The organism is Streptomyces sp. L-9-10 (assembly GCF_004151105.1).
GTDB lineage: Bacteria > Actinomycetota > Actinomycetes > Streptomycetales > Streptomycetaceae > Streptomyces.
This window is the reverse complement of record NZ_PHRF01000097.1, coordinates 121,425-135,918: the sequence shown is the minus strand read 5'-3', so window position 1 is coordinate 135,918 and position 14,494 is coordinate 121,425. Positions and strand designations below refer to the sequence as shown.

The following is a 14,494-nucleotide window of genomic DNA, read 5'->3' as shown; positions in this document are numbered from 1 at the left end:
AAACCCCTTCGTAAAACCTCCTCGTCAGGTGACCCATTCGAATCTGAAACCGACGACAACCGGGCGATATGCCCTGGTTAAACAGCATTAATTCGGGCATATCGTCGGGATTTATCGCGCAGGGTCGACCCCGTCCGACGCGTCCGTCGGCCGCTCATTCGAAAGGAAGGGAATGGGTTGTGAATGACGTGTGCGCATGGGGAGGTGATTGATGCGAATTCACGTCCACGCGCTGTTCACGCGCGGACGGCCCGCGCGCGCCGCGGTCGCGCGTAACCCGGCGCGCCGGGAGCGCGATTGGCGAGATCGTGATGTCGCTGATTCGTCACCGGCCAACATCCGTGCGGAGGTTGATGGCACGATGGTCGGAGCGGGGGTGTGGCGTGCGCGCTTCCCGGGGCTGGGCCAGGCGACCGACCGAGGGTGTGATCAGTGTGGCCATTTCGCTGTCTGTGGTGGTTCTGTTGGCGGTCATCCTTGTGGTGCTCTTCCGCAGCGGCTCGCTCAAGGGAGGCCCCGCGATAGTCGCGATCCTGTTCGGCTTCTTCCTCGCCTCCACCAACATCGCTCCGTCGGTGAACAGGTTCCTCAACTCGATAGCCGAGACGGTCAACCAGATCCGCTTCTAGCGTTCCGTCGCCGCCGGGAGCGGCCGGCCGTCGGCAGCGGTCGGCGCGGGCGCGGAAACGAACGGAAACGAGCAGAGCCGGTCTCCGTGTCCTACGGAAACCGGCTCCGACCCGTATGTTCCTGCTCAAGAGCGGGCGACGGGAATCGAACCCGCGTAGCTAGTTTGGAAGACTAGGGCTCTACCATTGAGCTACGCCCGCACATGTCGTGCCGCAGGTCATGCGGCCTCGGCACGGACCACATCGTAGCGGGTCCGGGGCGCTCGCCGCACACCGGTAAAGCGGCGGTCAAAGCACCAGTCAAAGCGGTCGGCCGCATGCTCACGGGCATGTACCCTACGTGTCGCACCGACGGGGTGTGGCGCAGCTTGGTAGCGCGTCCGCTTTGGGAGCGGAAGGTCGTCGGTTCGAATCCGGCCACCCCGACCATTTCCACGATCGCCTCGCAAGATCACATTGGGGGCTCTACCCGCTTGCGGTTACTATGCAAGCTGCGTGCCCGTGTGTCTGAAGAGTCTCTGAGGAACCGGGCCGATCCGCTGGATCGCGCCGCACCGCGGCGGACCGGCAGAACCCAAGAATCAGCCACCAAGGAGACCGAACCGTGAAGAGCGCCGTGGAGACCCTGAACCCGACTCGGGTTCGGCTCACTGTCGAGGTGCCCTTCGAGGAGCTCAAGGACAGCCTCGACGCGGCGTACAAGAAGATCAACCAGCAGGTCACGGTGAAGGGCTTCCGCAAGGGCAAGATCCCGGCCCGGGTCATCGACCAGCGGTTCGGGCGTGGTGCTGTGCTGGAGGAGGCCGTCAACGACGCCCTCCCGAAGTTCTACACCGACGCGGTCAACGAGGGTGAGCTCAACGTCCTCGGCCAGCCCGAGGTCGACATCACCGAGCTCAAGGACGGCGAGCTGCTGGCCTTCACCGCCGAGGTGGACATCCGCCCGGTCATCGAGATCCCGGACTACTCCGGTATCGAGGTCACCGTCGACTCCATCGAAGTCAGCGACGAGGACGTCGAGAAGTCGCTGGAGCAGCTGCGCGACCGCTTCGCGTCCACCAACCCGGTCGAGCGCGCCGCCGCCGAGGGCGACGTCGTGACGATCGACCTGGAGGCCAAGGTCGACGGCGAGGTCCTGCCCGACGGTGTGGCCACCGGCGTGCAGTACACCATCGGCTCCGGCGAGCTGCTCGACGGCATCGACGAGGCCGTCACCGGCCTGGAGGCCGGCGGCGAGGCCACCTTCACCTCCGAGCTGAAGGGCGGCGCCGCCGAGGGCAAGACCGCCGAGGTCGCCGTCAAGGTCACCCAGGTCGCCGCCCGTGAGGTGCCCGAGCTGGACGACGAGTTCGCGCAGATGGCGAGCGAGTTCGACACGCTCGACGAGCTGAAGGCGGACAGCCGCAAGCGCCTGGAGAGCAGCAAGCAGTACGACCAGGCCACCCAGGCCCAGGAGCGCGTCCTCGACGAGCTGCTGAAGCTGGCCGAGGTGCCGATCCCCGAGAAGCTGCTCGCGGAGGAGATCAACACCCGCAAGCACAACCTGGAGCACCACCAGCTCGGTCAGATGGGCCTCGACCTCGCGAAGTACCTGGAGATCCAGGGCAAGACCGAGGAAGAGTTCGACGCCGAGACCAAGGAGCAGGCGGAGAAGGGCATCAAGACCCAGTTCATCCTCGATGAGCTGGTCAACAAGGAGAAGCTGAACGTCAACCAGGAGGAGCTCACCGAGCACCTCATGCGGCGCGCGCAGTCCTCCGGCATGTCCCCCGACCAGTTCGCCCAGGCGGTCGTCGAGGGTGGCCAGGTGCCGATGCTGGTCGGCGAGGTCGCCCGCGGCAAGGCGCTCGCGGTGGTCGTCGAGGCCGCCAAGGTGATCGACACGAACGGTGAGATCGTCGACCTGGACGACGAGGACGACGACGAGGCCGCCGAGGCGGTCGAGGCCGCCGACTCCACCGAGGCCGCCGCGGCGGACACCAAGGCCGAGGACAAGGCTGAGGAGAAGGCCGAGGAGAAGGCCGACAAGAACGAGGCCTGACCGTCTCGCTCCGAACGTCAGGACGGGCCCCGGACGCATCACGCGACCGGGGCCCGTCCCGTCCGCCCCGGAGCCCTGCGGGACCCGCTGGGCGCCGACGGTGCCGGGGGTGGCACGGGGGGCCGGGAGAGGACCGACAGGCCCGCTCAGGGCCGTACGGAGCCTCAACTGCCTTGCGCTCCCAGCGAACAGCCACGGAAGCAGGATGGCCCGCGCCGACCAGCGCGTTAGGGTCCATGAATACGAGGGCAGGAGAGTCTCCCGTCCCCGGTACGAAGACGCTGAGACGGCCGCAGCCGTCAGAGACGAGCAGGTGTATACGTGACGAATCTGATGCCTTACGCCGCCGGTGAGCCGTCCCTCGGTGGTGGCCTCGGCGACCAGGTCTACAGCCGGCTGCTCGGAGAGCGGATCATCTTCCTCGGCCAGCAGGTCGACGACGACATCGCCAACAAGATCACGGCGCAGCTCCTCCTCCTCGCGGCCGAGCCCGAGAAGGACATCTTCCTCTACATCAACAGCCCCGGTGGCTCGGTGACAGCCGGTATGGCCGTCTACGACACCATGCAGTACATCCCGAACGACGTGGTCACCATCGGTATGGGCCTCGCCGCTTCGATGGGTCAGTTCCTGCTGACCGGCGGTACCGCGGGCAAGCGCTTCGCGCTGCCGCACACCGACATCCTCATGCACCAGGGCTCCGCGGGCCTCGGCGGCACCGCCTCCGACATCAAGATCCAGGCCGAGCAGCTGCTCCGCACGAAGAAGCGCATGGCCGAGATCACCGCGCGCCACACCGGCCAGACGGAAGAGGCGATCATCCGCGACGGTGACCGCGACCGCTGGTTCACCGCCGAGGAGGCCAAGGCCTACGGCATCATCGACGAGATCATCTCCGCTGCTTCGGGTGTTCCGGGCGGCGGCGGTACCGGGGCCTGAGATCACCAGCCCCGACCAGCCGGCCCAGCCCACCGAACGCCACAGGATGGTGAACACCCATATGAACAACTACTCCGCGAGCGGCCTCTACACCGGCCCGCAGGTGGACAACCGTTACGTCGTCCCGCGCTTCGTGGAGCGCACCTCGCAGGGCGTGCGCGAGTACGACCCGTACGCGAAGCTCTTCGAGGAGCGCGTGATCTTCCTCGGGGTGCAGATCGACGACGCCTCCGCCAACGACGTCATGGCGCAGCTGCTCTGCCTGGAGTCGATGGACCCGGACCGCGACATCTCGATCTACATCAACAGCCCCGGCGGCTCGATGACGGCGCTCACCGCCATCTACGACACGATGCAGTTCGTGAAGCCGGACATCCAGACCGTGTGCATGGGCCAGGCCGCCTCCGCCGCCGCCGTGCTGCTCGCCGCCGGCACCGCCGGCAAGCGACTGGCGCTGCCGAACGCGCGCGTGCTCATCCACCAGCCGTCCAGCCAGACCGGCCGGGAGCAGCTCTCCGACCTGGAGATCGCGGCCAACGAGATCCTGCGGATGCGCGCCCAGCTCGAAGAGATGCTGGCGAAGCACTCGACGACGCCGATCGAGAAGGTCCGCGACGACATCGAGCGCGACAAGATCCTGACCGCCGAGGACGCGCTCGCGTACGGCCTGGTCGACCAGATCGTGTCGACCCGCAAGACCACGGCCGCTGCGGCCGCCTGACACACCCGGCGCCCTTGGCGCGGTCCCACGACCACGTGAACCGCGCCAAGGGGGGCCCGAACGGGGGCCCGGGCAAGGTACCGTCGGATATGAGGCACAGGAGCCGCTGAACCAGGCTGCTCCCAGGCGAAGGGGAAGCACCTCGTGGCACGCATCGGTGATGGCGGCGACCTGCTCAAGTGCTCGTTCTGCGGGAAGAGCCAGAAGCAGGTGAAGAAGCTCATCGCAGGTCCCGGTGTGTACATCTGCGACGAGTGCATCGACCTCTGCAACGAGATCATCGAGGAGGAGCTCGCGGAGACCTCCGAGGTGCGGTGGGAGGAACTGCCGAAGCCTCGCGAGATCTACGAGTTCCTGGAGGGGTACGTCGTCGGGCAGGAGCCCGCGAAGAAGGCCCTCTCCGTGGCGGTCTACAACCACTACAAGCGTGTTCAGGCCGGCGAGAACGGCGGGGTGTCCGGGCGCGAGGACGCGATCGAACTCGCCAAGTCCAACATCCTCCTGCTGGGCCCGACCGGCTCCGGCAAGACCCTCCTCGCCCAGACGCTGGCGCGCATGCTGAACGTGCCGTTCGCGATCGCCGACGCCACCGCGCTCACCGAGGCCGGGTATGTGGGCGAGGACGTCGAGAACATCCTGCTGAAGCTGATCCAGGCGGCCGACTACGACGTCAAGAAGGCCGAGACAGGGATCATCTACATCGACGAGATCGACAAGGTCGCCCGCAAGAGCGAGAACCCGTCGATCACCCGCGATGTCTCCGGCGAGGGCGTCCAGCAGGCCCTGCTGAAGATCCTGGAGGGCACCACCGCCTCCGTACCGCCCCAGGGCGGCCGGAAGCACCCGCACCAGGAGTTCATCCAGATCGACACGACGAACGTGCTCTTCATCGTGGGCGGCGCCTTCGCCGGCCTGGAGAAGATCATCGAGTCGCGCGCGGGAGCGAAGGGCATCGGCTTCGGCGCGACGATCCGCTCGAAGCGCGAGATCGAGGCGAGCGACCAGTTCCAGGAGGTCATGCCGGAGGACCTGGTGAAGTTCGGGATGATCCCGGAGTTCATCGGCCGCCTGCCGGTCCTCACCTCCGTCCACAACCTGGACCGCGAGGCGCTCCTCCAGATCCTCGTCGAGCCGCGCAACGCGCTGGTGAAGCAGTACCAGCGGCTCTTCGAACTCGACGGTGTGGAGCTGGACTTCGACCGTCCGTCCCTGGAGGCCATCGCCGACCAGGCGATCCTGCGCGGCACGGGCGCGCGCGGTCTGCGCGCCATCCTCGAAGAGGTGCTCCAGTCGGTGATGTACGAGGTGCCGTCCCGCAAGGACGTCGCCCGGGTCGTCATCACGGCGGAGGTCGTCCGCGACAACGTGAACCCGACGCTGGTCCCGCGCGAGCCGCGCATCGTGAAGAACGACGGCCGTCACGAGAAGTCCGCGTAGCGGTCACGCCGAGACGTACGCGACAGACAGGGGCGCCCGGCCGGTCCAGCCGGCCGGGCGCCCCTGTGCCGTACGCGCGGGAGCCCGTTACTTGATCTCGACGCGGACCTCGTCGCGCAGCTTCGCGGCCTGCGCGGCGGCCTCGTCCAGGGACAGGCTGCTCTTGCCGGTGACACCGGCCGCGGCGTCGGTCGATATGACATAGCCCATGGTGCTGTGGTCGCCCCAGACGCACATCGGCATCGTGTAGCTGCCGGGACCGGAGCCGGCACCGGCGGCCTGTCCCAAGGTGAACTTGGCTTCCTGGCACTTCATGACGCCGTTGTCGAAGCCGTCCGGCGTGAACTCCCGCGCCTCGCCGATGAATTCGAGGCTCGGGCCGCCGCTCTCCGCCTTGTCGGCGTTCTTCCGCGACTCGGTGAACATCGCGTCGACCACCTTCTCGGGGTCTTCGATCTCGCCGTAGACGCCGCTGAAGTCGATCACCTTCTGTGTGGGGCCCGCGCCCGTGGAGTAGCTGCCGGCCACTTCCCGGGGGTTGCTGATCCCCCACTTCTCGGCTTCCTTGACGTCGCTCTTGGTCAAGCTGCCGCCGCTGGAACCGGTGTCCCCGGCCTTCTTGTACTCGCCGCCGAGCACCGACGCCGGCATCGCCAGCTTGTACTTCTTGCCGTCGTCCGGGACCGAGCCGCCGCCCACCAGGAAGTACGCGCCGCCCGCGATCACCGCGAGCGCCAGCACGGACGCGCCGACTATGAGGCCCGTCTTCTTCTGGGGGGCCTGGCCCGGCGGAGGCGGGTACTGGCCGCCGCCATAGGGAGGCTGCTGTCCGTACGGGGACTGCTGACCGTAAGGGGGCTGCTGGGGCGGCTGGCCGTACGGTCCTGGCTGCTGCGGGTAGCCGTATCCCTGCGGCGGCTGAGGGGGGACACCCTGCGGGGGCTGCTGCGGGTAACCGTAACCGGGCCCCGGCGGCCCCTGCGGCGGCTGCTGGCCGTAAGGGCCTGGCTGGCCGTACGGTCCGGGCTGCTGAGGCTGCCCGCCGTACGGTCCCGGCTGGTGGTAACTCATGCGCTGTCCCCTGTTAGTCGCTTATGCGTTCCGAACATCCTGGCGGACGGGACAGTGACCGAGGCCACCCGGGGCCGCACCGTTACCGAACTATCCCGTTTCAGTACGGGGCGGTGACACCTCTAAACTGTGCCCGTGACCGAGAACACTCAGCAGCAGCCAGCCAGCAACCCCGAACTGCCGACCCAGTACGTTCCGGCCGAGGTGGAGGGGAAGCTGTACGAGCGCTGGGTAGAGCGCGGTTACTTCGAGGCCGACGAGAAGAGCGAGAAGCCCCCGTTCACCGTCGTCATCCCGCCGCCGAACGTCACCGGCAGCCTCCACCTCGGGCACGCCTTCGAACACACGCTCATCGACGCCGTCACCCGCCGCAAGCGCATGCAGGGTTACGAGACGCTGTGGCAGCCCGGCATGGACCACGCGGGCATCGCCACCCAGAACGTCGTCGAGCGCGAGCTCGCCAAGGAGGGCAAGTCCCGGCACGACCTGGGGCGCGAGGCGTTCGTCGAGCGCGTCTGGAAGTGGAAGGGCGAGTCCGGCGGGCAGATCTCCGGACAGATGCGCCGGCTCGGCGACGGCGTCGCCTGGTCGCGCGAGCGGTTCACCATGGACGAGGGGCTGTCCAAGGCCGTCCAGACGATCTTCAAGAAGCTCTACGACGACGAGCTGATCTACCGCGCCGAGCGCATCATCAACTGGTGTCCGCGCTGTCTCACGGCGATCTCCGACATCGAGGTGGAGTACCAGGACGACGACGGCGAGCTGGTCTCGCTGAAGTACGGCGAGGGCGAGGACTCCGTCGTCGTCGCGACCACCCGCGCCGAGACGATGCTCGGCGACACGGCCGTCGCCGTCCACCCCGACGACGAGCGGTACGCGCATCTCGTCGGCAAGCGCATCAAGCTGCCGCTCACCGACCGTACGATCCCGGTCGTCGCGGACACCCATGTCGACCCGGAGTTCGGTACGGGCGCCGTCAAGGTGACGCCCGCGCACGACCCGAACGACTTCGAGATCGGCCGGCGGCACGATCTGCCGAACATCACGGTCATGGACGAGCGCGCCGTGATCACCGTCCCCGGCCCCTTCGAGGGACTCGACCGGATGGAGGCGCGCAGCGCCATCGTCGCCGCGCTGCGCGCCGAGGGCCGTATCGTCGCCGAGAAGCGCCCGTACACGCACTCCGTCGGACACTGCTCGCGCTGCAAGACGACCATCGAGCCGCGCCTCTCGCTCCAGTGGTGGGTCAAGGTCGGACCGCTGGCCAAGGCCGCCGGTGACGCCGTCCGCGACGACCGCGTCACGATCCACCCGAAGGAGATGGAGTCCCGCTACTTCGGCTGGGTCGACAACCTCCACGACTGGTGCATCTCCCGGCAGCTGTGGTGGGGCCACCGCATCCCCGTCTGGTACGGGCCCAACGGCGAGACCGTCTGCGTCGGTCCCGACGACGAGGCGCCGACCGGCGAGGGCTGGACGCAGGACACGGACGTCCTGGACACGTGGTTCTCGTCCGGGCTGTGGCCGTTCTCCACGCTGGGCTGGCCCGAACAGACCCCGAGCGTCGAGAAGTTCTATCCGAACTCGATCATGATCACCGGCTACGACATCCTCTTCTTCTGGGTCGCCCGGATGATGATGTTCGGTCTCTACGCGATGGACGGCACACCGCCGTTCAGCACGATCGTGCTGCACGGCATGGTCCGTGACCAGTTCGGCAAGAAGATGTCGAAGTCCTTCGGCAACGCGGTCAACCCGCTGGACTGGATGGACAGGTACGGCTCCGACGCGGTCCGGTTCACCCTCGCCCGCGGCGCCAACCCGGGCATCGACGTGCCGATCGGCGAGGACTGGGTCCAGGGCTCCCGGAACTTCGCCAACAAGGTCTGGAACGCCACGCGCTTCGCGATGATGAACGGCGCGACCGTCGAGGGCCCGCTGCCCGACGCGGCCGACATGTCCGCCACCGACCGGTGGATCCTGTCGCGGCTGAACGCCGTGGTCGCGGAGGTCGACGCGTACTACGAGGACTACCAGTTCGCGAAGTTGTCGGACTCCCTCTTCCACTTCGCCTGGGACGAGGTCTTCGACTGGTACGTGGAGCTGTCCAAGACCACGTTCATCGACGGCGGCGCGGCGGCGAAGGTCTCCGGCCGGGTCCTCGGCGAGGTCCTCGACGTCACCCTGCGCCTGCTGCACCCGATCGTCCCGTTCGTCACCGAGACGCTCTGGACCACGCTCACCGGCAAGGAGTCGGTCGTCGTCGCCGACTGGCCGGCCGACAGCGGGTTCCGCGACGTGGCGGCCGAGCGGGAGATCGAGCACCTCCAGCAGGTGATCACCGAGGTCCGCCGGTTCCGCTCCGACCAGGGGCTCCAGCCCGGCCAGAAGGTCCCGGCGCGGCTGGATCTCACGGGTACGCCGCTGGCCGCGCACGAGGCGGCCATCCGGCAGCTGCTGCGCCTCCAGCCGGAGGGCGAGGGCTTCCACGCCACCGCGACGCTGCCGGTCGAGGGGGCGACGGTCGCGCTCGACCTGTCGGGCACGATCGACATCGAGGCGGAGCGCAAGCGTCTGACGAAGGACCTCGGCGCGGCGGAGAAGGAGAAGGCGCAGGCGACGGCGAAGCTCGGCAACGAGGCGTTCCTCGCCAAGGCCCCCGACAACGTGGTCGACAAGATCCGCGGCCGGCTCACCAAGGCGGAGACGGACATCGAGCGGCTGACCGCACAGCTGGCGGGCCTGCCCCAGGGCTGACCCGGGCACCCGCCACCCGCTCAGCGAGGCCCCCGGCCACCCGGCCGGGGGCCTCGCCGTCGTTCCGGGCCGGGGCGCGGGGCGACCGGTGTCGGTGGCGCTCCGTAGACTGGTCGCGTGAGCGAGCACCGTCCTTCCGACCAGCCCGGCGAGTACGACGAATTCGATGAGATCGTCGACGCCGCGACCGACCGAGACCCCGACCTCGCGGTGATCGAGGCCGGGAGCCGCACACTGCGCGCCCAGGCAGGGCCCGCGCAGGGTGACGGCGTTCCGGCACGCCCCGAGGACCCGGAGGTGGACAAGGCGCTGCGCGCCGTCGAGCAGGAGCTGGCGGGCCGCTGGGGCGAGACGAAACTCGACCCGTCGGTCGCCAGGATCAAGGGTCTGATGGATGTGCTGGGCGATCCCCAGAGCGCCTATCCGTCGGTCCACATCACCGGCACCAACGGCAAGACCTCCACGGCCCGCATGATCGAGGCGCTGCTCGGCGCGTTCGATCTGCGTACCGGCCGGTATACGAGCCCGCACGTCCAGTCCGTCACCGAGCGGATCAGTCTGGACGGCGCCCCGATCTCCGCCGAGCGGTTCATCGAGACGTACGAGGACATCAAGCCGTACGTCGAGATGGTCGACGGCGCGCAGGAGCACCGGCTCTCCTTCTTCGAGGTGCTGACCGGCATGGCCTACGCCGCCTTCGCGGACGCGCCGGTGGACGTCGCCGTGGTCGAGGTCGGCATGGGCGGCACCTGGGACGCGACGAACGTCATCGACGCCTCCGTCGCCGTCGTCATGCCGATCGATCTGGACCACACGGACCGGCTCGGCTCCACCCCCGGCGAGATCGCCGTGGAGAAGTCCGGGATCATCAAGCCGGGCGCGACGGTCATCCTGGCGCAGCAGCCGGTGGACGCCGCGCAGGTGATGCTGAAGAAGGCCGTCGACGCGGACGCGACGGTCGCCCGCGCGGGCATGGAGTTCGGCGTGGTCGCCCGCGAGATCGCGGTCGGCGGCCAGCTGTTGACCCTGCGCGGGCTCGGCGGTGAGTACGAGCAGATCTTCCTCCCGCTGTACGGCGCGCATCAGGCGCAGAACGCGTCGGTGGCGCTCGCCGCCGTCGAGGCGTTCTTCGGGATCGGCGCGCAGCACGCCCGCCGCCTCGACATGGACACGGTCCGCAAGGCGTTCGCCGCGGTCTCCTCGCCCGGCCGGCTGGAGGTCGTACGGCGCTCGCCGACGGTCGTGCTGGACGCGGCGCACAACCCGGCCGGGGCCCGCGCCGCGGCCGAGGCCCTCACCGAGTCGTTCGGCTTCAGCAGGCTGATCGGTGTGGTGGGTTCCAGCGACGACAAGGATGTCCGCGGCGTGCTGGAGGCCCTGGAGCCGATCTGCACGGAGATCGTCGTCACGCAGAACTCCAGCTTCCGGGCGATGGGCGTGGACGAGCTGGCGGCCGTCGCCGTCGAGGTCTTCGGGGAGGACCGGGTCCAGGTCGAGCCGCGGCTCGACGACGCGCTGGAGGCGGCGATCACGCTCGCCGAGGAGGAGTCCGAGTTCGCGGGCGCCGGGGTCCTGGTCACCGGTTCGGTGATCACGGTCGGCGAGGCCCGGCTGCTGCTGAGGAGGCGCTGAATCCCATGCGTACGCTCTGTGCGTCCACACTGATCGGTGAGTTCTTCGTGATCGGCTTCGCCGGTCTCGTCGCCATGAAGTCCGACGATCTGACGGTGGGGACGGTCTGGACGGTCTGCGGCATCGCGATGCTGCTGTCCGTGCTGCTCTGCGGGATGATCACCCGCCCCGGCGGCGTCCAGCTCGGCTGGGCGCTCCAGGTCGCGCTGGTCGCCAGCGGTTTCGTGGTGCCCGCGATGTTCGTCCTCGGCGTGATCTTCGCGGCCCTCTGGGGGGCCTCGGTCCACTTCGGGCGGGAGATCGACGCGGCGAAGGCACGCTGGGCCGAGCAGGCATCGGCAGAGGCTGACGCTGTGTGATCGATGGTGTGGTATGCCCTGTAGCCTCTGAGGGCCCGCATCCCGTAGTAGAAGGAGCCCGCACAGTGAGCCAGCGCACGCTTGTCCTGCTCAAGCCCGATGCCGTACGCCGCGGCCTGGTCGGCGAGATCGTCGGCCGTATCGAGCGCAAGGCCGGCTGGACCATCAGCGCCATGGAGCTGCGCACGCTCGACCAGGACACGCTGGAGCAGCACTACGGCGAGCACAAGGGGAAGCCCTTCTACGAGCCGCTGGTCGAGTTCATGGCCTCAGGACCGGTCGTCGCTCTGGTCGTCGACGGCGAGCGGGTCATCGAGGGCGTCCGCGCGCTCGCCGGTCCGACTGACCCGATCGCCGCAGCGCCGGGGTCCATCCGGGGGGACTTCGGAACCATCGTCCGGGAGAACCTGATCCACGCTTCGGACTCCGAGGAGTCCGCCATTCGGGAACTTAAAATCTTCTTCCCTGGTCTTTCCTGACCACGTGTCAGCCAAACGGCGCTGATGCCCTGGGGCGACCGAAGGAATTCGGTCGCCTTTGGGCATATCTAAGCCACTTTCGGGAACGCATCGGACCGACACTTCGTCACCCTTACTGAGGTGGGCCACCGCGCCGTCGTCCTTGCGTCGGCACTACGATGGAAACCTCCAAGCCACAGCACCCACCTCGCCATCCTGAAAAGCCATCAACGCTTGGGAAGGCCAGACGCATCCTCATGGGGAACAACATGTCGTTCATCGGCCGTGACATGGCTGTCGACCTCGGGACCGCCAACACGCTGGTGTACGTCAGAGGCCGGGGGATCGTACTCAACGAGCCGTCCGTCGTCGCCATCAACACCAACACCGGCGGTATTCTCGCGGTCGGCGCCGAGGCTAAGAAGATGATCGGCCGGACACCGGGCAACATCGTTGCCGTCCGGCCACTGAAGGACGGTGTTATCGCCGACTTCGAAATCACCGAGCGCATGCTGCGCTACTTCATCCTGAAGATCCACAAACGCCGCTATCTGGCGCGTCCGCGGGTCGTCGTCTGTGTGCCCTCCGGTATCACGGGCGTTGAGCGCCGCGCCGTCATCGAGGCGTCCACCCAGGCGGGTGCGCGCCAGGTCCACATCATCGAGGAGCCGATGGCCGCGGCCATCGGCTCGGGGCTCCCCGTCCACGAGGCCACCGGCAACATGGTCGTGGACATCGGCGGCGGTACGACCGAGGTCGCCGTGATCTCGCTCGGCGGAATCGTCACAGCACAGTCCATCCGCGTCGCCGGTGACGAGCTGGACAACGCGATCATCCAGCACATCAAGAAGGAGTACTCACTTCTCCTGGGCGAGCGGACCGCCGAGAGCATCAAGATCACCATCGGTTCCGCGTACGACCTCGACAAGGACGAGCACACCGAGATCCGCGGGCGCGACCTGGTCTCCGGACTGCCGAAGACCGTGGTCATCTCCGCCGCCGAGGTGCGCAAGGCCATCGAGGAGCCGGTCAACGCGATCGTCGACGCGGTCAAGACCACGCTCGACAAGTGCCCGCCCGAGCTGTCCGGCGATGTGATGGACCGGGGGATCGTGCTCACCGGCGGCGGCGCCCTGCTGCGCGGTCTCGACGAGAGGCTGCGTCGCGAGACGGGGATGCCGATCCACATCGCCGAGGATCCGCTGGATTCCGTGGCACTCGGATCCGGCAAGTGTGTCGAGGAGTTCGAGGCGCTCCAGCAGGTGCTGGACGCCCAGCCCCGCCGGTGACGGAAGAGTCCCCGTCCCCCTGGCCCCCGGGTCCAGGGGGACCCCCGGCAGGGGTCCCGGCCTCCCGCGCGGCGGATCGTTGATATACCCGCAGAATCATTCCTACGAGGAAGGCACGGCCGCCGCACGTGAGGGACACACGAGAGAGCCGTTTGCTCCTGGTGCTGCTGATCGCCATCGCGTTCGCACTGATCACGGTGGATATCCGCGGTGGCGAGGATTCCCCGGTCGACGGCGCGCGGCACGCCGCCGCGACGGTCTTCGGCCCGGTGGAGAACGGTGTCGCGTCCGCGGTCAATCCGGTGGGCAATGCCATAGGAGCGGTACGGGATTCCGGTGCGCGGCACAATCGCATCGCCGTGCTCCAGAAACAGAACACCGAGCTGAAACAGCGGCTCGGCAGTGACGACCGCAATCGCAGCCGGGTACGCGAACTGGACAAGATGCTCGCGAAGGCCGGCGCCGGTCAGTACGGAATCAAGGGCGCCGAGGTCATCGCCATAGGAGCGGCCCAGGGATTCTCCTGGACGGTCACCATCGATATCGGTGCCAAAGACGGCATCAGGCGCGATATGACCGTGCTCAATGGTGACGGACTCGTCGGGCGGGTCACGACCGTCGGCCCGGACACCGCGACCGTACTGCTCGCCAATGACCCGGACTTCACCGTCGGTACCCGGATGGAGGGCAACGACGAACTGGGCTTCGCCACCGGCCAGGGCGACCGCCCGCTCTCCGTCCAACTGCTCAACGGCAAGGCCAAGATCAAGAAGGGCGACCGGCTGGTCACCTTCGGGTCCAGCAAGGACCGGCCGTTCGTGCCCGGCGTCCCGGTCGGCGAGGTGGTCCGGGTCGACCCGTCCGGCGGCGATCTGACCCGGACCCTGTACGTACGCCCCTTCGTCGGGTTCACGAAGCTCGACCTCGTCGGTGTCGTCGTCGTGGCTCCCCGGCAGGATCCGCGCGACACGGTGCTGCCGCCCAAGTCGCGGCCCACCCCGACGCCCACCGTCACCGTCACGGTCACCCCGTCGCCCAACGGCGAGACGGAGGCGAACGGCGAGGCGGACACCGGCAATCCGGATCCCAACGCCAGCAGCAACGCCGATCCGGTTCCCAATGCCGACGCCCAAGCAGACGACCAGGAGTAGGGCTGATCCC

At 68.0% G+C, this 14,494-nt stretch carries 12 protein-coding genes and 2 tRNA genes; 12 read left to right on the top strand and 2 right to left on the bottom strand.

Going from position 1 to position 14,494, the window contains the following annotated elements; all coding sequences use genetic code 11:
- The first annotated feature begins 434 nt into the window (after positions 1-434).
- Positions 435-629 (top strand): hypothetical protein, encoded by a 195-nt coding sequence (locus CU044_RS25715; protein WP_129771121.1) that lies wholly within the window; start codon positions 435-437, stop codon positions 627-629.
- Between the two features lie 130 nt (positions 630-759).
- On the opposite strand, the gene CU044_RS25710 is transcribed toward CU044_RS25715, so the two are convergent.
- Positions 760-830 (bottom strand) — tRNA-Gly (locus CU044_RS25710).
- A 151-nt stretch (positions 831-981) separates the two neighbouring features.
- Between CU044_RS25710 and CU044_RS25705 the strand changes: the two genes are divergently transcribed.
- The 5 genes from CU044_RS25705 (at position 982) to clpX (ending at position 5,767) form a co-directional block, all read left to right on the top strand.
- Positions 982-1,058: transfer RNA gene (locus CU044_RS25705), tRNA-Pro, on the top strand.
- A 175-nt stretch (positions 1,059-1,233) separates the two neighbouring features.
- On the top strand, positions 1,234-2,670 hold the full coding sequence (gene tig / locus CU044_RS25700; protein ID WP_129771120.1) for a trigger factor: 1,437 nt from the start codon (positions 1,234-1,236) through the stop codon (positions 2,668-2,670).
- A 333-nt stretch (positions 2,671-3,003) separates the two neighbouring features.
- Positions 3,004-3,609: an ATP-dependent Clp protease proteolytic subunit gene (locus tag CU044_RS25695; protein ID WP_165371970.1), complete on the top strand. Its 606-nt coding sequence runs from the start codon at positions 3,004-3,006 to the stop codon at positions 3,607-3,609.
- Between the two features lie 46 nt (positions 3,610-3,655).
- On the top strand, positions 3,656-4,330 hold the full coding sequence (locus CU044_RS25690) for an ATP-dependent Clp protease proteolytic subunit (RefSeq protein WP_030352382.1): 675 nt from the start codon (positions 3,656-3,658) through the stop codon (positions 4,328-4,330).
- A 144-nt stretch (positions 4,331-4,474) separates the two neighbouring features.
- Positions 4,475-5,767 (top strand): ATP-dependent Clp protease ATP-binding subunit ClpX, encoded by a 1,293-nt coding sequence (gene clpX / locus CU044_RS25685; RefSeq protein WP_129771118.1) that lies wholly within the window; start codon positions 4,475-4,477, stop codon positions 5,765-5,767.
- A gap of 87 nt (positions 5,768-5,854) precedes the next feature.
- Here the strand turns inward: clpX and CU044_RS25680 are convergent, their stop codons facing one another.
- Positions 5,855-6,838, bottom strand: coding sequence for a hypothetical protein (locus tag CU044_RS25680; RefSeq protein WP_129771117.1), 984 nt, complete (start codon positions 6,836-6,838; stop codon positions 5,855-5,857).
- A gap of 135 nt (positions 6,839-6,973) precedes the next feature.
- Here CU044_RS25680 and CU044_RS25675 point away from each other — a divergent pair, with 135 nt between their 5' ends.
- The 6 genes from CU044_RS25675 to mreC all read left to right on the top strand — a co-directional run bounded on the left by CU044_RS25675 (position 6,974) and on the right by mreC (position 14,484).
- Entirely contained in the window at positions 6,974-9,595 is a 2,622-nt protein-coding gene (locus tag CU044_RS25675; protein WP_129771116.1) for a valine--tRNA ligase, read from the top strand.
- Positions 9,596-9,712: 117 nt separating this feature from the next.
- Positions 9,713-11,227, top strand: a complete 1,515-nt coding sequence (locus CU044_RS25670) for a folylpolyglutamate synthase/dihydrofolate synthase family protein (RefSeq protein WP_129771115.1) — start codon at positions 9,713-9,715, stop codon at positions 11,225-11,227.
- 5 nt (positions 11,228-11,232) lie between these two features.
- A complete protein-coding gene (locus CU044_RS25665) occupies positions 11,233-11,586 on the top strand; it encodes a DUF4233 domain-containing protein (protein ID WP_129771114.1) in 354 nt (117 codons plus the stop codon).
- A gap of 65 nt (positions 11,587-11,651) precedes the next feature.
- Positions 11,652-12,065 carry a nucleoside-diphosphate kinase gene (gene ndk, locus CU044_RS25660; protein WP_030352376.1) on the top strand — a complete coding sequence of 138 codons (414 nt, stop codon included), beginning with the start codon at positions 11,652-11,654 and terminating at the stop codon, positions 12,063-12,065.
- A 248-nt stretch (positions 12,066-12,313) separates the two neighbouring features.
- A complete protein-coding gene (locus tag CU044_RS25655) occupies positions 12,314-13,333 on the top strand; it encodes a rod shape-determining protein (protein ID WP_030352375.1) in 1,020 nt (339 codons plus the stop codon).
- A gap of 128 nt (positions 13,334-13,461) precedes the next feature.
- Positions 13,462-14,484: a rod shape-determining protein MreC gene (mreC, locus tag CU044_RS25650; RefSeq protein WP_129771113.1), complete on the top strand. Its 1,023-nt coding sequence runs from the start codon at positions 13,462-13,464 to the stop codon at positions 14,482-14,484.
- The last annotated feature ends 10 nt before the right edge of the window (positions 14,485-14,494 follow it).